32 protein-coding genes are annotated in these 19,761 nt (G+C 36.9%); 1 reads left to right on the forward strand and 31 read right to left on the reverse strand.

The features are described from left to right. Nucleotides 1-601: 601 nt before the first annotated feature. The 7 genes from J7384_RS16820 to J7384_RS16850 form a co-directional block, all read right to left on the reverse strand. Nucleotides 602-952 (reverse strand): hypothetical protein, encoded by a 351-nt coding sequence (locus J7384_RS16820; RefSeq protein WP_209115701.1) that lies wholly within the window; start codon nt 950-952, stop codon nt 602-604. Between the two features lie 129 nt (nt 953-1,081). Continuing rightward, nucleotides 1,082-1,384 carry a hypothetical protein gene (locus tag J7384_RS16825; protein WP_209115702.1) on the reverse strand — a complete coding sequence of 101 codons (303 nt, stop codon included), beginning with the start codon at nt 1,382-1,384 and terminating at the stop codon, nt 1,082-1,084. Between the two features lie 474 nt (nt 1,385-1,858). Next, nucleotides 1,859-2,170 (reverse strand): hypothetical protein, encoded by a 312-nt coding sequence (locus J7384_RS16830; protein ID WP_209115703.1) that lies wholly within the window; start codon nt 2,168-2,170, stop codon nt 1,859-1,861. Between the two features lie 99 nt (nt 2,171-2,269). Beyond that, a complete protein-coding gene (locus J7384_RS16835) occupies nt 2,270-2,665 on the reverse strand; it encodes a hypothetical protein (RefSeq protein ID WP_209115704.1) in 396 nt (131 codons plus the stop codon). A gap of 120 nt (nt 2,666-2,785) precedes the next feature. After that, complete coding sequence (locus J7384_RS16840) at nt 2,786-3,079, reverse strand: hypothetical protein (RefSeq protein ID WP_209115705.1); 294 nt, start codon at nt 3,077-3,079, stop codon at nt 2,786-2,788. 132 nt (nt 3,080-3,211) lie between these two features. Continuing rightward, nucleotides 3,212-3,442, reverse strand: a complete 231-nt coding sequence (locus J7384_RS16845; RefSeq protein ID WP_209115706.1) for a hypothetical protein — start codon at nt 3,440-3,442, stop codon at nt 3,212-3,214. A gap of 1,229 nt (nt 3,443-4,671) precedes the next feature. Then, nucleotides 4,672-5,049: a hypothetical protein gene (locus tag J7384_RS16850; protein ID WP_209115707.1), complete on the reverse strand. Its 378-nt coding sequence runs from the start codon at nt 5,047-5,049 to the stop codon at nt 4,672-4,674. A gap of 235 nt (nt 5,050-5,284) precedes the next feature. On the opposite strand from J7384_RS16850, the gene J7384_RS19630 reads away from it, so the two are divergent. Next, the gene (locus J7384_RS19630) at nt 5,285-5,419 is read left to right on the forward strand and encodes a hypothetical protein (RefSeq protein ID WP_280636358.1); all 135 of its coding nucleotides are present in this window, start codon (nt 5,285-5,287) and stop codon (nt 5,417-5,419) included. A 507-nt stretch (nt 5,420-5,926) separates the two neighbouring features. Here the strand turns inward: J7384_RS19630 and J7384_RS16855 are convergent. The 24 genes from J7384_RS16855 to J7384_RS16970 all read right to left on the reverse strand — a co-directional run bounded on the left by J7384_RS16855 (nt 5,927) and on the right by J7384_RS16970 (nt 19,635). Further along, nucleotides 5,927-6,388, reverse strand: a complete 462-nt coding sequence (locus tag J7384_RS16855; RefSeq protein ID WP_209115708.1) for a hypothetical protein — start codon at nt 6,386-6,388, stop codon at nt 5,927-5,929. Between the two features lie 486 nt (nt 6,389-6,874). Then, a complete protein-coding gene (locus J7384_RS16860) occupies nt 6,875-7,474 on the reverse strand; it encodes a hypothetical protein (RefSeq protein WP_209115709.1) in 600 nt (199 codons plus the stop codon). A 122-nt stretch (nt 7,475-7,596) separates the two neighbouring features. Continuing rightward, the gene (locus tag J7384_RS16865; protein WP_209115710.1) at nt 7,597-7,971 is read right to left on the reverse strand and encodes a hypothetical protein; all 375 of its coding nucleotides are present in this window, start codon (nt 7,969-7,971) and stop codon (nt 7,597-7,599) included. A gap of 103 nt (nt 7,972-8,074) precedes the next feature. Beyond that, nucleotides 8,075-8,512: a hypothetical protein gene (locus tag J7384_RS16870; RefSeq protein WP_209115711.1), complete on the reverse strand. Its 438-nt coding sequence runs from the start codon at nt 8,510-8,512 to the stop codon at nt 8,075-8,077. 114 nt (nt 8,513-8,626) lie between these two features. Further along, the gene (locus J7384_RS16875; RefSeq protein WP_209115712.1) at nt 8,627-8,929 is read right to left on the reverse strand and encodes a hypothetical protein; all 303 of its coding nucleotides are present in this window, start codon (nt 8,927-8,929) and stop codon (nt 8,627-8,629) included. Between the two features lie 502 nt (nt 8,930-9,431). Continuing rightward, nucleotides 9,432-9,863 (reverse strand): hypothetical protein, encoded by a 432-nt coding sequence (locus tag J7384_RS16880; RefSeq protein WP_209115713.1) that lies wholly within the window; start codon nt 9,861-9,863, stop codon nt 9,432-9,434. A gap of 119 nt (nt 9,864-9,982) precedes the next feature. Then, entirely contained in the window at nt 9,983-10,420 is a 438-nt protein-coding gene (locus tag J7384_RS16885; RefSeq protein WP_209115714.1) for a hypothetical protein, read from the reverse strand. A gap of 122 nt (nt 10,421-10,542) precedes the next feature. Further along, on the reverse strand, nt 10,543-11,244 hold the full coding sequence (locus J7384_RS16890) for a hypothetical protein (RefSeq protein WP_209115715.1): 702 nt from the start codon (nt 11,242-11,244) through the stop codon (nt 10,543-10,545). A gap of 83 nt (nt 11,245-11,327) precedes the next feature. Beyond that, the gene (locus tag J7384_RS16895; RefSeq protein ID WP_209115716.1) at nt 11,328-11,600 is read right to left on the reverse strand and encodes a hypothetical protein; all 273 of its coding nucleotides are present in this window, start codon (nt 11,598-11,600) and stop codon (nt 11,328-11,330) included. 493 nt (nt 11,601-12,093) lie between these two features. Continuing rightward, nucleotides 12,094-12,477, reverse strand: coding sequence for a hypothetical protein (locus J7384_RS16900; RefSeq protein ID WP_209115717.1), 384 nt, complete (start codon nt 12,475-12,477; stop codon nt 12,094-12,096). A 107-nt stretch (nt 12,478-12,584) separates the two neighbouring features. Next, the gene (locus J7384_RS16905) at nt 12,585-13,031 is read right to left on the reverse strand and encodes a hypothetical protein (protein ID WP_209115718.1); all 447 of its coding nucleotides are present in this window, start codon (nt 13,029-13,031) and stop codon (nt 12,585-12,587) included. A gap of 112 nt (nt 13,032-13,143) precedes the next feature. Then, nucleotides 13,144-13,572, reverse strand: coding sequence for a hypothetical protein (locus J7384_RS16910; RefSeq protein ID WP_209115719.1), 429 nt, complete (start codon nt 13,570-13,572; stop codon nt 13,144-13,146). A 108-nt stretch (nt 13,573-13,680) separates the two neighbouring features. Continuing rightward, complete coding sequence (locus J7384_RS16915) at nt 13,681-13,932, reverse strand: hypothetical protein (RefSeq protein WP_209115720.1); 252 nt, start codon at nt 13,930-13,932, stop codon at nt 13,681-13,683. 125 nt (nt 13,933-14,057) lie between these two features. After that, the gene (locus J7384_RS16920) at nt 14,058-14,261 is read right to left on the reverse strand and encodes a hypothetical protein (protein ID WP_209115721.1); all 204 of its coding nucleotides are present in this window, start codon (nt 14,259-14,261) and stop codon (nt 14,058-14,060) included. Nucleotides 14,262-14,767: 506 nt separating this feature from the next. Next, a complete protein-coding gene (locus tag J7384_RS16925; RefSeq protein ID WP_209115722.1) occupies nt 14,768-15,049 on the reverse strand; it encodes a hypothetical protein in 282 nt (93 codons plus the stop codon). Between the two features lie 496 nt (nt 15,050-15,545). After that, the gene (locus tag J7384_RS16930) at nt 15,546-15,839 is read right to left on the reverse strand and encodes a hypothetical protein (protein ID WP_209115723.1); all 294 of its coding nucleotides are present in this window, start codon (nt 15,837-15,839) and stop codon (nt 15,546-15,548) included. Nucleotides 15,840-15,957: 118 nt separating this feature from the next. Next, entirely contained in the window at nt 15,958-16,200 is a 243-nt protein-coding gene (locus tag J7384_RS16935) for a hypothetical protein (RefSeq protein ID WP_209115724.1), read from the reverse strand. A gap of 130 nt (nt 16,201-16,330) precedes the next feature. Further along, on the reverse strand, nt 16,331-16,609 hold the full coding sequence (locus J7384_RS16940; RefSeq protein WP_209115725.1) for a hypothetical protein: 279 nt from the start codon (nt 16,607-16,609) through the stop codon (nt 16,331-16,333). Nucleotides 16,610-16,727: 118 nt separating this feature from the next. After that, nucleotides 16,728-17,267, reverse strand: coding sequence for a hypothetical protein (locus J7384_RS16945; protein WP_209115726.1), 540 nt, complete (start codon nt 17,265-17,267; stop codon nt 16,728-16,730). A 122-nt stretch (nt 17,268-17,389) separates the two neighbouring features. Beyond that, nucleotides 17,390-17,590: a hypothetical protein gene (locus tag J7384_RS16950; protein WP_209115727.1), complete on the reverse strand. Its 201-nt coding sequence runs from the start codon at nt 17,588-17,590 to the stop codon at nt 17,390-17,392. Between the two features lie 115 nt (nt 17,591-17,705). Then, nucleotides 17,706-18,164, reverse strand: a complete 459-nt coding sequence (locus J7384_RS16955) for a hypothetical protein (protein WP_209115728.1) — start codon at nt 18,162-18,164, stop codon at nt 17,706-17,708. Between the two features lie 112 nt (nt 18,165-18,276). Further along, the gene (locus J7384_RS16960; protein ID WP_209115729.1) at nt 18,277-18,717 is read right to left on the reverse strand and encodes a hypothetical protein; all 441 of its coding nucleotides are present in this window, start codon (nt 18,715-18,717) and stop codon (nt 18,277-18,279) included. 119 nt (nt 18,718-18,836) lie between these two features. Next, a complete protein-coding gene (locus J7384_RS16965; RefSeq protein ID WP_209115730.1) occupies nt 18,837-19,118 on the reverse strand; it encodes a hypothetical protein in 282 nt (93 codons plus the stop codon). A gap of 124 nt (nt 19,119-19,242) precedes the next feature. Continuing rightward, nucleotides 19,243-19,635, reverse strand: a complete 393-nt coding sequence (locus tag J7384_RS16970; protein ID WP_209115731.1) for a hypothetical protein — start codon at nt 19,633-19,635, stop codon at nt 19,243-19,245. Nucleotides 19,636-19,761 lie beyond the last annotated feature (126 nt).

A 19,761-nucleotide genomic window follows, 5' to 3' on the forward strand; every position in this document is an offset into this window, starting at 1 on the left:
CTGATTTTGATCGGATCTGCGCCGAAATGAATTGGAGCAGCTGCCATTTCTAATGGAATCTACATTATTAACCTTCCCGCATTTTTTACAAATTAATTCAAAGTTAAATTTATAGTTAACACATAAAAAGAAAAAGCCATAAATTTTACTGCCAACTTTTATAAAAGTGATAAAAAACGCAGTAGCGACCAACAAGCTATATGAATACAGACCAAGTTCATAAAGCGTTAAGTCTATTAGAAGCTCGATCGCTAACATCGCTACAACGTTATATTGCTTACTTGATATAGCCAGATAAATCGTAATTAGCACAATTAAAACAGACAAGACGTAATACTCTTCGATCAAAGACGTTAAAGCCCACACAGGGGCTGTGAGTAACAAACTTAAAAAAACAAAGCCAAATCCGTCAATTTTTGAAATCCAAAAATGAGTTTTGATTATATTAGTACTATTGCAAGAACCACACCTACATGACAACACAGCTATCCTTGATATATAACGCCCGCTTTACGGGTAAATTGATTAGTTTAGCTAAAATTAGCAGCGCAATAACGTGAGCTAGCAAACTTTATTTGTCACGTTAAAGCGCTTGATATATTTAATTGACTACCCACTTCACATTTGTCTTTTTAATACCTAAGCCAATCTTAAAGTTAGCGGGAAATTCTAATGAAGGTTTGCCTACCCAACCTCTCTCTAAATAAAGATTGTAGCCTTCGCCTGATTTCTCATATTTGACAGCAGATAACCAAATAGCATCCCAATCGCCCAAAAACTCTAAATCATCCAAACTATTTGGATACTCTCCATTTCTAGTTTTGTGTAGTTCAATTATAGAAATAGCTGAAACAAAATTTTGAGTGCCAAATTTTGCATCAGCTTCAGGAACCTCAATATTACAACCTATCAATAAGAATATAACTAAAATAGAAAGAAAGTACTTTGTCACAACAATTTAGTCCTTCATTTGGTGTAAACATAACGCCCTATCAAGAGTCTGATAAATGTTTGGCTAAAATGTGCCGGGACGCAAAACCGAGCCAAACTTTAGCAGTCTCACTTTATTTGTTTGTTAGCGTTACGATTTACATTGTTTAATTTTGACTTTTAGCTCATTAATTTTTTCTTTGTCTATAGGCGTGAGGCCCGACTTATGTTTACCAGCAGTTACTATTAACTCAAAAGTTGTGAAGTTCTCATCTATAACTTCAGCCTCGCAATTACAGACCTTTGATATAAAAGCCTGCTCAGATTCTTTTTGAGACATCACTTTTACACAACGGTCCTTGTAACCAGATAAAATAGTGTCTTTGAAAGATTCATCCGCAAAAGAACTTGAGGCACAAAAAGTAAGCATGATAAAACTTAATATTTTTCTCATAGTTTAATTCCGTTTATATGATTCTAGGTAAAACTAACGCCCCAATAAGGGGCTGATAAATGCTTGGCTATACTTGTGTAGCGAAGTGAAACCGGGCCAAACTTTAACAATCCCACTTTATTGGCTTGTTAGCTGTACTTTTAATCTTATTTAACCTGTTGCCATTTTATACAAAAAATTGAAGAAGCCAGCAAAAACTAATACTCCGATTATAACTATGATTGTAAGTGTTTTGGACTCTAACATTGAATCTAGCAACGCAACTCCTGTTCGCATACGAACTAGATCTAAGGGGGAATTAGGTTCTTTTAACTTTGGTTTGTTACTATTCTTTTCCATGAAGAAGCTCCGTACTAAAAATACTTGGTGTACAGCTAACGCCCCAATAAGGGGCTGACTAATGTTTGGCTAAAATGTGTAGCGAAGCGAAACCGAGCCAAACTTTAGCAGTCCCACTTTAACAGCTTGTTATGTTTACTCTAACTCTTCTATCTGCCATTTACTATTTTCGAAAAAAGCAGAATGGTTAGGCAGAAGATCTTTGAATTTAGATATCCATGGAAACCTTTTATATAAACACCCCATGCATACAACCATTCCGTCATCTGCATTATCCGTTGTGTTGCACATAAATTGCCAGCCTTCATCATCCCAGTGTAATACCTCGACAATTGGTTGCTCGCCACTCATGACAAATTTGGTTGTGACAGCACAAGTATTGGCCGGAAAGGAAAAAGGCCAATTGTTTGGTGATCCACAATGTTCAGAACATTCAACAGTATTCATAGTAAACATAACGCCCGCTTAACGGGCAAATAATAGCTTAGCTAAAATTAGGAGCGCAGCGACGGGAGCTAAGCTTTATTTGTCCCGTTGAAGCACTTGTTAGGTGTTTTGCAGTGTTACCCAGTTTATATTTTTAATGTCTTGGCTTTCCCTCAAAACTGAGCGTAGAGCCACTAATAACGAATCTGCGTATTCTATAGAAGGCTTGTTACGTCCAAAAAAACCTTTAGGGTAAGCCTCTAGTGTTATTTGCCAATCAGTTTCCGAATTATCAACATTTCCGCAACATAGTCTATATTCATTATCGGCAACGTAATAGTCAAGATACCACCCCCAATCTTCGTACTCTGGGTATGAAGTAAAAAAACCTTTTTCCGCAAGTTTTTGTGAAAGCCAATAAGCTAACTCGGCACCGTAAACTTTGGGGTTCACTTGTGATTCGTCCGGAAGATACGGTTTAAAAATATTGGAACTAAAATCGACCTGCGTTTCCATACGTGACACCTAACGCCCTGTTAAGGGGCTGATAAATGTTTGGCTAAAATGTAAAGCGAAGCGAAACCGAGCCAAACTTTAGCAGTCCCACCTTTAACAGCTTGTTATACGTAAATTGCGCTAATCACTATTCTTTATTTTTTTAAGTTTTGGCTTTGGTCGCCACAACACAGGTTTTTTAATTATTTTAGGTTTACGCCATTTAATTAATGAAACGACCAACTCCACAAACCATAAAATAAACCAAAGCAATACTTCAAAGACCAAAACAATTAATAAAGCTATAAGATCAATTATTGACAGAGTTTCTCCTGCCGCCACAAAAAAACCTGTAATAAATTCTAGCAAAGCAGCAAACAAAGAAAAAAGAGCTTCAGCGATAGCTGCAACTATAGAAAATAAGCCTTCGAGCAATGCAGACTTCCTTATACGTATAACGCCCCAATAAGGGGCTGATAATGCTTGGCTAAACTGTGAAGCGAAGCGGAACCGAGCCAAGCTTTAGCAGTCCCAACTTTATTGGCTTGTTATGTGTAATTACAGCAATTACTTTTTATTAAACAACTCTAATACTGAAAAGTACATAGATGTTAATAAACCAACTATACAAACGAGACAAACACCAGCCATTGGAAATAGAATAATTGCTACATTTGCTTGATAGCCCTTGTAAGCAAACAAACCACTAATAACGCCAACAACAACCTTCCATAACTTGCCCTCAAAACTAGAAGTAGCAAATTGTTTTAAAGGTTGGAATGTATAGCGCATTTTCAATATGAGTGACTCCATCCATTACACATAACGCCCGCTTAACGGGCAAATAATTAGCTTAGCTAAAATTAGGAGCGCAGCGACGGGAGCTAAGCTTTATTTGTCCCGTTAAAGCGCTTGTTAGAAACACATTACTTTGATATTGGTGTATAAACGTATTTATTTTCTGCTTTACACTGTGTAGTTGGAAAAGTATGTGCTGTGTTTTTTACTTGTTGATGCTTTAAAAAACAAGCGCAATACTCTTTTACCAACATCTTTTTGCCCTTGTAACGAGATTCACACCTTAAAGTAAACAACTGTGCGTACTCTTTTGTTTGTACATCAATTTCAGGGAACAAGTTTGTTTTTTTACTACTTGGCGCTGAGCAACCGGCCAAAATAAACAACGTAACAATAATACAAATTTTCTTCATGACTTTAATTTATCGCGTGCTTCTAACGCCCGCTTAACGGGCAAATAATTAGCTTAGCTAAAATTAGGAGCGCAGCGACGGGAGCTAAGCTTTATTTGTCCTGTTGAAGCACTTGTTAACTGATAGCTTAATGTAACCACAAAACTAATAGCAACAACCAAAGTTAAATGCGTTTACCAAAAACGCCCCAACACCTCGCCACGGTAACACCAAAACGTTGATTTGAGCCTTTTGCACTTGAATTTGTTATAAACTGACAAACCTGCAAAGGCGAAAACACATGGGCAATAACTGCCCAAACTATCGTTTAACACCAAAACAATAAAAACAATTTAACTTGAATTAGTGGTGACAGTTAACGCCCTGTTAAGGGGCTGATAAATGTTTGGCTAACATTTGCAGCGAAGCGAAACCGAGCCAAACTTTAGCAGTCCCACTTAAACAGCTTGTTATGTGCCTTTTACCTTTAATTTATATTTATATTTACACTCTAGCAACAGCACTAAATTAAACACAATATTAAACGCAGCTACCATAGGTAAACCTAGTAAGAGAAAAAATATAATTGTGCTATAAAACCAACAAACTAATAATATTGGAACGCTAATGATCAACCAAACAAAGTTCTTTTTGTTTGATGCCAATAATTTTTCACTTCTATCCATCCAGAACTCGATAGGCCTATATTTCATTTTATTTCCGAAGGCACATAACGCCCTGTTAAGGGGCTGATAATGTTTGGCTAAACTTGTGAAGCGAAGCGGAACCGAGCCAAACTTTAGCAGTCCCACTTAAACAGCTTGTTAGGTGTACACTTTAATCGATATAAGCATAAGAAAAAACAGCATCTATTGCATTTGCTACATTGTTTATAGCTATAGATAAATCTGAAACACTAAAAACGGTTACATTTATTTGGTGATATGATTCGTCGTCAATTCGTGTAAGCTTTACGCTGTTATCATCGCAAATTTTTTTAATTATAGAAAAGTCTAAATCTTTATACTTTAAATATGTTCTAGAACTATTTTTATCTAAATAGAGGAATGTCTCACAATTGTCAGTTATTTGAAATCCACCTTCCACTTCAACGATAAAAACAGTTTCAAAATTTTCACAATCTATTTTAATGCTGAAACTTTTTTGCTTAACGATACTTTTCAAATAACCGAAAGTTTCTTCAAGGTTAGACATATCCGTACACCTAACGCCCCAATAAGGGGCTGATAAATGCTTGGCTAAACTGTGTAGCGAAGCGGAACTGAGCCAAGCTTTAGCAGTCCCGCTTTATTGGCTTGTTAGCTGAATAGCCTACTGTAACCACAAAACTACCAGCAACAAACAATGTTAAATACGTTTGTACGGAAAGTGCAACAACATCCACCACTACCCGACAAACTTGAATTTGAGCCGTTGGCACTTTGCTAGTTTGAATAACGAATTTAGCAAAGGCGAAAACTCTTTGGCAAAAAATGCTGAGCAATCTATGGCTGCTAAACTAGCCAAACTCAAGAACGGCAGCAAGTGCAAAATTGGCGTTTTACACCAAGGCCACCACAAATAATTTTTACTCGAATAGTGGTGGCAAAGCTAACGCCCGCTTAACGGGCTAATAATTAGCTTAGCTAAAATTTAGGAGCGCAGCGACGGGAGCTAAGCTTTATTTGTCCCGTTAAAGCGCTTGTTATGTTTTTATACCACAAACAAAAGAATAACTGCACCAATTGCCATAATTAGATAATACTCTATGCCATGGCTAAATTTTGTTAGTAATAAGAAGTACATAAAAACCACACTAACCATTATTACTGCATGGACAAATAAGTGGAAGATCGGAGTACTATTTAACAATGCAAACAATAATATTGGTGCGCAATATAAAATAGTTGGTGGTACTGGGTGTTCTTTATAATCGTGAAACCTCAAAGCTGCGATTAAAAATAGTATTTTTACGATCATCCATGTCCCCAAAAAACATAACGCCTAATTAACAGGCAAAAAATAGTTGGCTAAAATAAGTGAACGTAGTGAACAAAAAGCCAACTGTTTTTTGTCCTTGTTAAATTTCTTGTTAGCTTTTTGTATTTGTGCATTCAGTAATATTTTTCACAGCCTTTTCAGCTTTATTTGCCCAGAATACATCAGGTTTCTTTGTTTGATATTTGCGTAAAGACTGTATGATTTTTTCTCTATTTTCCATACTCATATAACAAGGGACATACGAACCACTGCCAGCTAAATAACGAGCTCCAAATAGTTCTACGATAAAACTGCTTCCGCTATCATTACGCATTAAAGTTTGAATTAATAGATCGAGATTAGCTTCAAGCAGATAAATTTCATTTATATTATAGATTCCGTTAACTCGACCATCTAAGTAGTCCTGAGCTAACCACCAAGCGGCTGTCGTACGTTCCTTTTCCGATTGATGAGATAATTTTTTAATATAGCTATTAATCATTTCTACATTCCCTGCAATGGCACAATTAGAAAATAAAAATACAAAAATAGAAGCTAAGGTAGAAAATTTCACTATTTGATCCTTTGAAAGCTAACGCCCGCTTAACGGGCAAATAATTAGCTTAGCTAAAATTTAGGAGCGCAGCGACGGGAGCTAAGCTTTATTTGTCCCGTTGAAGCGCTTGTTATATGCAGCTTACTTTACGTTAAACACTGCACCATTTTGAAGGCACCGTTAATTGAGCACCCCACTTTGAACTTTTGAGCTACCCACCAAAACCAACCAAAATTAATAGCTTTGCCACCTTTTATTTCTGCTGAAATACAAAACCACCAACAAGAAATAAACTATCTAAAAAGACAGAAAACGGCAAAGCTTATTAGTATTGCGCCAAGCCCAGAATAGCGAAAAAAAACAAACCATGTCTTACGCTAAAATGATTTTAATTGGCATATAACGCCCTGTTAAGGGGCTGATAAATGTTTGGCTAGACTGTGAAGCGAAGCGAAACCGAGCCAAACTTTAGCAGTCCCGCTTGAACAGCTTGTTAGCAATACTTTATATGGAATTTAAGGAATAAATAGCATTTGAAGGCAACTTGATTCCGTTGTCTTTTGCTATGTTTTCAATTTTTTTCTGTACCAACTCATAATCTTCTTTTGATTGCATTAGAGACCATTGACTTAAAATGTTCTCTTCTTCCTGCTCGGGTATATAAGCTGCAATTATTCTAAAATGCTGCTTGAAACTAGTTAGTATTGAAAATTGGTATATACGAGTTGAGATACTAAGAATAAATAGAGTCGTTATAACCAAAGCTAAAGCAGTTAGACGCTTTAATTTTGGTGATTTTTTATTGTTTTCAGTTTCATCTTCACTCGTTGTTTTTTCTTTCTTCCAGAGAGCGAAAATAGTAGTTAACAAAACCGAAATTAAACACGATGAAAATACCGTGTAGAAAAACAGACCATAATTTAATAATTCTAAATGAGAAATCTGCGCATATATTTTATCTACATAAGATGTGTTTATATATGACGCAAAAGAGATAAATGCTACGCCAATAAACTCTAATAAAGGCTGCAAAATATACAGAAATACTATTGTACTGATAATGCTCACAGCAATAGCTGTTTTATTTTTATTTATAAACTCCAATGCGAGCTTCCTTGTATTGCTAACGCCCGCTTAATGGGCAAATAATTAGCTTAGCTAAAATTAGGAGCGCAGCGACGGGAGCTAAGCTTTATTTGTCCCGTTAAAGCGCTTGTTATGTGAATTTAATCGATTTCCCACATAGAAGTATCATTAACTGGTCTCGGTAACCGGCCTTCCAACCATTCAGCACAAGTACCTGGTCTAAATTCCGTATTTTCACATTCTATTACCCAAGACAAAAAATCATTTGGACCACCATTCATATAAGGCGGTGGAGAAACAGGATAAAAAGAAGTTGGAAGCCGCTCTTCTAGCGATAAATAGTTTAGTACATGACCTAACTCTTGTACTGTATGCCATGCTAAGTGGTGTGTTGTATCTATTGTGAACTTAACCCACCAATTCTCACTTTCTTCAGAGCCGTGTGCAATTGAACCTTTGATTGCAAGTACTTTCTCTAAAAACTCTATTAATTTTGTAAATGCTCGACTATCCATAATTCACATAACGCCTTGTTAAGGGGCTGATAAATGTTTGGCTAAACTTGTGAAGCGAAGCGAAACCGAGCCAAACTTTAGCAGTCCCACCTTTAACAGCTTGTTATACGTTTACTTTACTCGCGGACCTGTAGCCAAACAAGTAAAATAGCCCAACCACAAGCCAAACTATACCAATATAAAGCACTATATCTGTTACTTTGTCTGGTTTTCGCAACCAAAGTTGTATCGGTAGCAGACCACGGATAACGCAAAGACTGGCAATAGTATATATACCTAATTTTAATAATGGGAGTTTGCGAATTATTTGTGCTGCTGATAACGCATAACAGCCGGGAATAATAAAAAGAATAGCGGCGAGAATAGCACCAATAGGCGCAACTATTGTTCCTTGCTGTGCCGACTCGACTATAAATTTGGGAGCCATTTGAGCCGAATAACATTCAGCCCCAAAGAATATGCAGGATAAGTGAGCGAGTGCAGTGCTAAAAGCAACAATCGCAGCTAATAGTAAAAGAGATATTCCAAATTTTGACTTCACGCTGCTCTCCCTTCAAACGTATAACGCCCCAATAAGGGGCTGATAATGCTTGGCTAAACATGTGTAGCGAAGCGAAACCGAGCCAAGCTTTAGCAGTCCCACTTAATTGGCTTGTTATGTTTCAACTTCATCATCAGGATAAAGTTCATTATAAATAGCATACGCATTATCTCTTGCTTTAAATACTAGATAATACAATGCGGATTCCGCCGCTATGAAAACGACAGCATACCAAGAGCCAAACAAGTTAATAAATATATTTAATGGGTTTTGGGTTGTAGTATTATGAAAAGCAGCACTTGCAACAACACTTATAGGCACAATCAATATTGTCACTATAAACGCTGTAAATAAATTAGTACTAATTTTTAATAATTGTTCTGCGTGCATTTCCTTTGCTTTTCTACATTTTTCCATTTGGACTTAATACCTTCCTTGAAACATAACGCCCGTTTAATGGGCAAATAATTAGCTTAGCTAAAATTAGGAGCGCAGCGACGGGAGCTAAGCTTTATTTGTCCCGTTAAAGCGCTTGTTATATGCAAATTTGACGTGTTTAAGGGTTGCATTGAATGCCACCATAAACAAGTAACTAACTAAAATTATTAATACCGACTTAACTACCATACCAATAACAAAAACTGCATCCGCATCAGGTTGCTCAACTGCAAACTCAGATAGCACCTCGATAGCGCACCACAACATACCATTAATTAACGCTAGAAATTTGAACCTACGTTTACCTAAAATAATTGGCGATGCTATGCAGATGAAAACTATGAAGTAAAACAGCAAGATTAGCATTTATATTCCTTTGCATATAACGCCCGCTTAACGGGCAAATAATAGCTTAGCTAAAATTTAAGAGCGCAGCGACGGGAGCTAAGCTTTATTTGTCCCGTTGAAGCGCTTGTTATGTTTACATTATCGAGAACATTGCATGAATTTGATCGTCAAACATGAATGTATTTAAAACCCATTCATTACGAGGTTTGTAAAAATAGAATTTCCAACGAAGTACATGTTTATCAAATTTTTGTAAATACAATACCAACATCAGTGATTCACCAACCTCTTCAATCTCAGCAATTTCAACACTTATAGTTTTACCGAAGCGCTGCTCTATTATTGGCTGCTGCATTTTCATTTGATCAATTAGTGCAAAATACTCGTGTTCGGGAACGATTAAATAAGGCTTTGTTAATTTTACACCAGCTTCCATATTGCCTTTACCTATTTCAGCCATGACATTTTGAGCAAGCTCTTTTGCTTTTTCTTTGGAAGGCAAAGTATCGGCAAAAGCTAAAGTAGTAAATAAAACTAAAGTAAGTGTGATGATTATTTTTTTCATTACATCTCCATTGTGTGAGGTAAACATAACGCCCCAATAAGGGGCTGATAATGCTTGGCTATACTTGTGAAGCGAAGCGGAACCGAGCCAAGCTCTAGCAGTCCCACTTTATTGCCTTGTTAGGTGCCTTCTTGTTTTTTAGCTTCAAGGTATAGCAACCAATGTAATAGCAAATAGAATGATGCACCACCTAAAGCCCACAAAATTAGGGCCTCTGCTCCATAATGCCTCCACTTAAGCATCATAAGGTAGCCAAATATAAAACCTAATGTAGCTCCTGCCAAAGCAGAACCAAACACAGGTTTATACTTTTCAGATTTAACTAAATAGGCTTTTGTTAAACCTCTAGCTAATTCAGCAGTTCCTATGCAACCCACAAAATAGCCTGCTAGCTCGTAATTTATAACAAAACGCCAATCAAAAATTCTTAAAATTAAGTCAGCTGCACTAAATAGAACCCAGTAAACAACCGCATACATCAAAACAACAATAGCTCCGTGAAATTCCGGTCTTGAATTTTCAAAACAATAAACCGGAATTTTTTTGAGAAACTCCATTATTGATACAACTCCATGTACACCTAACGCCCCAATAAGGGGCTGGTAATGCTTGGCTAAACTGTGTAGCGAAGCGAAACCGAGCCAAGCTTTAGCAGTCTCACTTTATTGGCTTGTTAGCATTACTTTACGTACATAAACTGACATACTATTTCAATATTAGATGTGACATCCCACTCAGAGTCACTACTTATCATTTCATTAGAATATTTTGCTATTACGGCACTTCTATCCATCAAGTCACTTGAACCAAAATAAATATCAATTAAACCAAGATAATATGTCCCAGATACTTTAATTGGATAAATTTCTAATTGATAAAGTCCATGGTTTTTATAAGCCCAGTTACCTGTTGAATATAAACCAGGCCAAGAATCAATGTCTTTCCATATAAACTTTTGAGTACCGTCGAGAGCTATTTTTTCATCTAAAACTCGATAGTACTCCCCTGGAATTTGACTTGACCATGAGAAAAAAGAAAGAACCGACTCATCATTTCCGTCATTGTCAATATCAAACTCTAAATATGGCACTCTCTCTTTTTTATAATTTTTAGAAGTACCTTTAATTTGGATAAAGCCTTCTTTCCATTTAAGTTTGTCATCTGTCTCTGAAATTAAATCAAGACTTTTTTTAAATTTCATTACATCTGCACGTCTTCCGTAATTCTTAGTATCATTAACATCAATAGAAATCCTCTTAGAGTATATTTGTTTACATATATCTCTATCGCTACCTTCAGTTATCTCCAAATGAGTCGCTTTGGCATTAAATGTTAAAACAAATAAAACACTTAAAAACGAAGAATATTTTGTACAATTCAAAGCTAAACTTTCCCTGTAATGCTAACGCCCGCTTAACAGGCAAATAATTAGCTTAGCTAAAATTAGGAGCGCAGCGACGGGAGCTAAGCTTTATTTGTCCCGTTAAAGCGCTTGTTATGTGTTTGCCCTAACAGTATATGTAAAACTGCGACAACAACTACACCAATAGTAATCCAAGTGCCGTAAGATAACCAAAAAGCAAAGTACTGAAAAGATAGGTTATTGACATACAAGTCTGGCGAAGGAGCTAGTTGCAACTTATCTAACTCATTTTTTGCATATATGTTAGCTGCAAAATGTAAGATGACCAAGATGCTGATTAATGCAAACAACCAAAACTTAAAAGGTTTATTCATGACACATAACGCCCCAATAAGGGGCTGATAAATGCTTGGCTATACTTGTGAAGCGAAGCGAAACCGAGCCAAGCGTTAGCAGTCCCGCTTTATTGGCTTGTTAGCTGAATAGCCTGCTGTAACCACAAAACTACCAGCAACAAACCATGGTAAATACGTTTGTACGGAAAATGCAACAACATCCATCACTACCCGACAAACTTAAATTTGAGCCGTTGACACATGGTTAATTTGAACTACAAGTTTAGCCTCGGCAAAAACTCTTTAGCAACAAATACCTAGTAAATTGTACCGCTAAACTAACCACATCAAAGAACGGCAACAAGTGCTAATTTTTAATTCTACAGCCAAACCACAAAACTATTTTTACTAGAATAGTGGTGGCAAAGCTAACGCCCGCTTAATGGGCAAATAATTAGCTTAGCTAAATTTAGGAGCGCAGCGACGGGAGCTAAGCTTTATTTGTCCCGTTGAAGCTCTTGTTATAAGGCACTTACCTGATATCTACAGTTTGAAATGTAGGTAAACTTAACTCGTAATTTACTACATGTTGACTTTTAGGGTAATCACCTGCGAGTGAAAATATTTCAAAGTGTTCAACCAAGCCATCCTTTGAAATATTTACAGTAACTAAAGCACCGCTATCAAGTTGGCTTGATTTAATCAATGGCCCCTCAAGGTAGTCGTTCTTTTTGAGAATATTATTTTTACACTCGACAGGAATAGCAATACTAACGAACACCCCGCCACCATTAGTAAATTCTCTTTCTGTAACAACAGCAAGTGAGAGCTGTTTTTTTAATTCGAAGGCGTATTCGGAGCAGTTTTGAATGAGCCAATTAAAGATAGAAACTTCTATTTGCTGTAATCCTTCCATCTGCTTACGCCTTATAACGCCCTGTTAAGGGGCTGATAAAGGTTTGGCTAAAATGTGAAGCGAAGCGTAACCGAGCCAAACTTTAGCAGTCCCACTTGAACAGCTTGTTATGAATTAAACACTTTCTGATATTTCTTTAATTCTTCAAAGTTAGGGCAATCAACAGACTTCAAAACAAATGTTGGAACCATATTGGCGACAATGGGAACAATTACAGCCCCCAACATATCAGGGTTTGGCTCAACATGTAGGCAAGTCAGCGTATTCTCAGGTAGGTTTACATTAAGCGTAGAAGAGGGGCTTGCATCTGCTTTAGCTTGAAATATATGTTCACCTGAGTTTATTTTAAATTGGGAAAATTGGTTATTGCGTAGCTTAACGAAATATTTATTATTTTCTCCAAAGTACATACTTACCGCTCCAGCTTGAAATGCACCTGTTCGATATACAAGTACTTCAGATGTGGAGTTCCCTTCCGTAACTAGCTGAACACCCTTAGACAAACTTGTACATGCGGATAAAAAAGTAGCGAGCAAAATTATTAAATATCGCACGGTGGTTCCTTTTGATTCATAACGCCCGCTTAACGGGCAAATAATTAACTTAGCTAAAATTTAGGAGCGCAGCGACGGGAGCTAAGCTTTATTTGTCCCGTTAAAGCGCTTGTTAGGCAACTTTTACATATATCCAGCGTGATGGTTTAATAACATGCATGAATATACACTTCCAATTGTTATAATTAGCCCCGCATTGCAACTTTGTATTGTTACCATCAGATGCCTCAAATTCAAATGGCCTTGATTTACACCAATCAATTGCAACTGAAACCGTATGCTTACCTGGAGCCATTTCAAAATGTTTTACTTCTCCAGAACTAATCTCACCAACAGCGACTTCATCAACATAAACTTTATATTTACGAAAGTAATTTGTAGGCTCAACACCTCTAGTTAAGGTTAAACAATTCACAGGAGCAGAGTCATCTCTAACTAAGCTTTTCCGGTGTCGTTTAATCTTGGCTCCAAAATAAATTACGAAACCAATCCAAATTGCCAAAACACTAATTAATGGAAGAAATGCTTTAATTAATACCATACTGTCTCTAGTTGCCTAACGCCCCAATAAGGGGCTGATAATGCTTGGCTAAACTGTGTAGCGAAGCGCAACCGAGCCAAGCTTTAGCAGTCCCGCTTTATTGACTTGTTATGTGGCTGTCACCGCATTGCGAAACTTTAAGGTAACCAATAAAGACGCCACAAAAATAAAACCAGAAACAATGCCCGCTAGTAGCGCCGAAAAAACAAATGAGGCAACCAAAATACAAAAACTAAACAGTGCAATAGCTGACCAAATTGCCGTAGCATAAAAACTGTTAGTTTCTGTGATGTTTTTGGATACACGATGGGTATACAAAATAGCCACCACCAAAAAACCTATCGGTGATAAATAATCCATTAGACTTGATTCTCCATTGCCACATAACGCCCGCTTAACGGGCAAATAATTAGCTTAGCTAAAATTAGGAGCGCAGCGACGGGAGCTAAGCTTTATTTGTCCCGTTGAAGCCCTTGTTATATTTACTAGTCACCTTTAGCCATATCAGGAGAGGATGGATCAATATTTTGCAATGAACCATCATTTAAGCCATTTATTAAATGAATTAATTCTCCCATTTGATCATGAGAAAGCGCAAAGTGAACTCCGTCTTTTACAAAGACGTAACGTCCCTGCTTATCTTTAAAAACATCACCGTTTCCTTTACGAATGACTTTTACTTTACCCATGATTGAATTCTGTCCCCTACTCTGAAGTAAATATAACGCCCGCTTAACGGGCAAATAATAGCTTAGCTAAATTTAGGAGCGCAGCGACGCGAGCTAAGCTTTATTTGTCCCATTGAAGCGCTTGTTATATGCAGCTTACTTTACGTTAAACGCTACACCATTTTGAAGGCACCGTTAATTGAGCACCCTACTTTGAACTTTTAAGCTACCCACAAACACCTGCCAAGATTAATAGCTTTGCCACCTTTTATTTCTGCTGAAATGCAAAGCCACCGACAATAAATAAACTATCTGAAAACACAAAAAACAGCAAAGCTTATTAGTATTACGCCAAACCAAGAATAGCGAAAAAGACAAATAAACGATGTCTTACGCTAAAATGATTTTAATTGGCATATAACGCCCGCTTAACGGGCATATAATTAGCTTAGCTAAAATTAAGGAGCGCAGCGACCGGAGCTAAGCTTTATTTGTCCCGTTGAAGCGCTTGTTATATGCCAATTCACCTAATCGCCTCCACCACTAGAACCACCACAACCACTATTATCCGGGGGTATATCGAGTGTAGAACTACCACGGAATGAGCCATCACCTTTAACCGAACCTATCTTGCCAAGCCGGTAATGTGAAATGATTGGTCCAACATATGGCACAAGCCAAGTTAATAAAAATAAACCTAATTTTTCGTTACTAAACCTAAAAGGGCAATTTAAAACAGACAACGAAATAATAAAAGCTACAAAACAGTGAATGGCTAAAAGCAAAATTAAGATGGTAGAAAGTTCCATGTTTTACTCCTAGGCATATAACGCCCCGATAAGGGGCTGATAAATGCTTGGCTATACTTGTGAAGCGAAGCGAAACCGAGCCAAGCTTTAGCAGTCCCACTTTATTGGCTTGTTAGCTGAATAGTTTACTGTAACCACAAAACTACCAGCAACAAACAATGGTAAATACGTTTGTACGGAAAATGCAACAATATCCACCACTACCCGACAAACTTGAATTTGAGCCGTTAACTCTTTGGTTTGTTTGAGCCGATAAAACTAAACGGCGAAAACACTTTAGCAAAAAGTGTTATACAGGATTGGTACGAATAACTCACAAAACCAAAGAAACGCAACACCCACCACGTTTTAATTTTGCCAACAAGCCACAAACTATTTTGACTTGAATAGTGGTGGCAAGCTAACGCCCTGTTAAGGGGCTGATAAATGTTTGGCTAAACTTGTGAAGCGAAGCGAAACCGAGCCAAACTTTAGCAGTCCCACCTTTAACAGCTTGTTATACGATTATTTTGACTGTACCTAATTTTTGTAAGAATAATACTGTCTTATTAAGCAAATATTTGTCTGTTGAACAAATAAGTAACCCATTATCCAGTTCATCTATTGGGTCAATATCAATTCTTTGGCTTTCGTCCGTACGAAGAATTAATGTTAACTCATTCCAATCATTTGAATCTGGCGTTAGCGAATTACCGTCAGAATCAATATCAGCTGTTTCACCCCATAAATGATTTGATATTTCATAATAAGGAGGTAATAGTTTTACTACTTCGAGTTTAATCGAAAACATGCAATTTAAGGCAATCGTATAACGCCCGCTTAACGGGCAAATAATTAGCTTAGCTAAAATTTAGGAGCGCAGCGACGAGAGCTAAGCTTTATTTGTCCCGTTAAAGCGCTTGTTATATTTACTTTTTGGCACTGGGTTTAATTAAATTGGCTTTTATAGCGAAAAACACATCAATTAATATACCTAGCGTAGCAATACAAAAAACCGCAAACATTGGAAAAAACAAAATACCAAAGCCAGTTTTAAAACTGGCAAAAGACATAACACCACTAATTAACGCTACTGATAATTGCCAAATTAAATTCTCAAACTCTGTATTGGCAAATATTTTTAGTGGCTTAGCATAGTGCTTTATTTTCAAATTGCTTCCGTTCTTCGGTGTAAATATAACGCCCCAATAAGGGGCTGATAATGCTTGGCTAAACTTGTGAAGCGAAGCGAAACCGAGCCAAGCTTTAGCAGTCCCCCTTTATTGGCTTGTTAGGTAAACTTTACTGAAAAGCTAGACCGTACAGTACCAATGTTATAAACCCTATGATAGCAAGACCCACAAGTTCAACTAGTAACGCTTGCCCAAAAGGTGCTCTTTCTTGCTCTGTTACTAAATACTTAGGGAAATTACCAATAGTTATTATACGCAGGAAGAACCAACCAACACTCCAGCCAATAATTTGAACGGACAAGTCCCAAGCAAGCCAAAGTATTAATCGAAAGATATAATAAAATAAACGAAATAGAGGCCGACCTGCTTCTGCAACAACTTCTTCCATGATGAATCCCCCGTTTACCTAACGCCCGCTTAACGGGCAAATAATTAGCTTAGCTAAAATTTAGGAGCGCAGCGACGGGAGCTAAGCTTTATTTGTCCCGTTGAAGCGCTTGTTATATTTACTTTTTTTCATAACTCGCATTATTTAAAAGCAGAACTTTGTTGTTTTCAAGTTGATATGGTGGAGATAATAGAACTAGACGTTTTTTTATATTATTGCTCAACGGTCGGCCGTCATAAGAAAATTTGGAAAAGCTGCACGGATCTTCTAGTTGGACTTGCTCTGATTTCACGATGAACATACATAAACTTTCTGGGCTAACCCCAAAGAGAACAACAACATTTGTGGATTGCAGAGTTCGTCTTCTATTTACAGTTGAATCGTATAACATATTAGTTAATTCTGATGAGTAAATAGTTGATAGTCTGTTATAAACCTTATCAAAATCACTTTGTTCAATTTTAAATGAGTTCTCTGATACCGATTTAATTTGCTTAGAGTTAAGATTAAAAATATATACAGGATAACCGCGCCACTCAACTTGCTTAAACTCACCCACAGGGATAGTTTTAATATCAACTTCGATCTTACTTTTCTCTTGAGAAAAAGTTGAGATGGAAAACAAGGTCAAAAAAATCAGTAAAAGTCGAATCATCACCGGTAAATATAACGCCCCAATAAGGGGCTGGTAATGCTTGGCTAAACTGTGTAGCGAAGCGAAACCGAGCCAAGTTTTAGCAGTCCCACTTTATTGGCTTGTTATGTGTATATTACAATAAACTACGTTATCAATTGATTTTTAAAAACTAATGCCGCTAAAACGACTATAGCAATTTTGGAAAGAGCTAAGCTAATTTGATGGCTAATACCAAAAGATTTTAATATTGGCAGCAGCAAAAAATAACTCGCACATACAATACCAACAAAATAAATAATAAAAACAATTATTGTACTTTGAATTGAAGATATAGCCTCTTCCATGCTTTGAGGTTCCTTTTACACATAACGCCCCAATAAGGGGCTGATAAATGCTTGGCTAAACTGTGTAGCGAAGCGAAACCGAGCCAAGCTTTAGCAGTCACACTTTATTGGCTTGTTAGCTTTTGTCAGTTAAGCCAATAACACTTATTTTGTAATCACCTGCTTCTTCAATTTTATCATCAATATCCGTTTTGACTTCTAAGGAATTGATACCCCATTTATCATTAGGTTTATAAAATTCAAAATAAAAGACAACAGGTTGCCTCTCAAACTTCATAAGATACCATCTTGCCCAATAATCGCCTTCAATTCCTTGCTCATGAATCAACTTATTAGAATAGTACTTCCCAAATGCTTTTAGTAAGCTTGCAAAATCACCATCTGTTTTTTCGAGTGAAGCAGGGCTAATATATTTAATAACAGTCCCTTTTGATAAAGCTGTAGAGGCTATATTTTCAAAGTCACCCTTTTCTATTGAATCGAATACAGGTTTTACCAAGTCGCTAAATTCTTGCGCATCATCTGCAACAACATTTACAGAAAATAATATCAGAATAAATAATAGGTATTTCAAATTTTCCTCCGAGGAAAGCTAACGCCCCAATAAGGGGCTGATAATGCTTGGCTATACTTGTGTAGCGAAGCGAAACCGAGCCAAGCTTTAGCAGTCCCGCTTTATTGGCTTGTTATACACCGCTTACAGCTTTTAAATATGCCTTTGAACCTAAACCAATTTGCCCCCAAATGGATCTTTGGTTATTGCCTATGTAATCGTACTGCTCGTCAGCATCGTACAACGTTATTATTTGCTCAGGAAAAACGTACTCACCTCGTTCAAATGTATGTTCCAGTGGTTCATTAGCAGATATTAAGGCGAATAAATCAGAAGCCTCTACATCAAATACATTAACACCGAAGTATGTTACGACATAAGATTCATTTAGAGCTAAACCAATAAAGCTCACTAAATCATTTTCAAACTCAACCTGAAGACTGCAATTGAAATAATAGTCGAGAGAGTCTCTAGATGAATCAAATGAACCATTGAGTAATTCACGAACTTCTGCTCTAGGCATACCTAATTTAATTAAGCCAATTCCATTGTGCGGTTTTATCGAAAACTCCATAACTTCCCTAGGTGTATAACGCCCGCTTAACAGGCAAATAATTAGCTTAGCTAAAATTAGGAGCGCAGCGACGGGAGCTAAGCTTTATTTGTCCCGTTAAAGCGCTTGTTATATGCCAGTTATACATCCGACTTTACTAAAAACGATTTTTTTCCGTTCCAAACTAACTCTACACCTCCTTTAAAATCGAATATTTGGCAACTTTCATTACCATAATTCCTAAGGTAATTGACCACATCAGAACTTTTTACCCAAGTTGTTGCTACTAATTGTTTTCCCGGTTCCATATCTTTAATTATTGCTAAATGTCCTGCAGAGTGCCTATAAAATCCAGCTGGAATAGCTATATCTTCTTTACTACAGAAATCTTCAATTATTTGCTGATATTTAGACTTCGGCACTTAAATCTCCATGGCATATAACGCCCCAATAAGGGGCTGATAAATGTTTGGCTAAACTTGTGAAGCGAAGCGAAACCGAGCCAAACTTTAGCAGTCCCACTTGAACAGCTTGTTATGTTGATATTTAGAAATCAAGCTCAAACTTAACTTTTTTTGGGATAGTAAACTCAAAAGTTAATTCAACATTTTCAACTGAACAGGCTATATGATCTAGTTTATCTGAAGATAGTCGGTAACCAGATTTTTTAATCATTTCAATTACTGAACTCTCAGGTAAATCACTCGGTATTAACTCTAAGATCTCTACTTTAGTTATATCCAGTGTCGCACTGACATTTAGCTTAAAAGTAACCGTACCATTCTCTGTATCAGCTACGTAAGATTTGGGAAACTTCGGAGTAGCACGACTAGTAACAAATAAAGTAGTTTCGGGATCACACGGTATACAGGCGTTCGCTTGTCCAGAAAACCACAAAGCTAATAGTACAATAATTCTCAAGGCTTCATCCTTCAACATAACGCCCGCTTAACGGGCAAATAATTAGCTTAGCTAAAATTAGGAGCGCAGCGACGGGAGCTAAGCTTTATTTGTCCCGTTAAAGCGCTTGTTAGGTTTGTCTTTAATTTAAGTTGTAAGTGAACC

The organism is Endozoicomonas sp. G2_1 (assembly GCF_017744155.1).
Lineage (GTDB): Bacteria > Pseudomonadota > Gammaproteobacteria > Enterobacterales > Alteromonadaceae > JAGHQT01.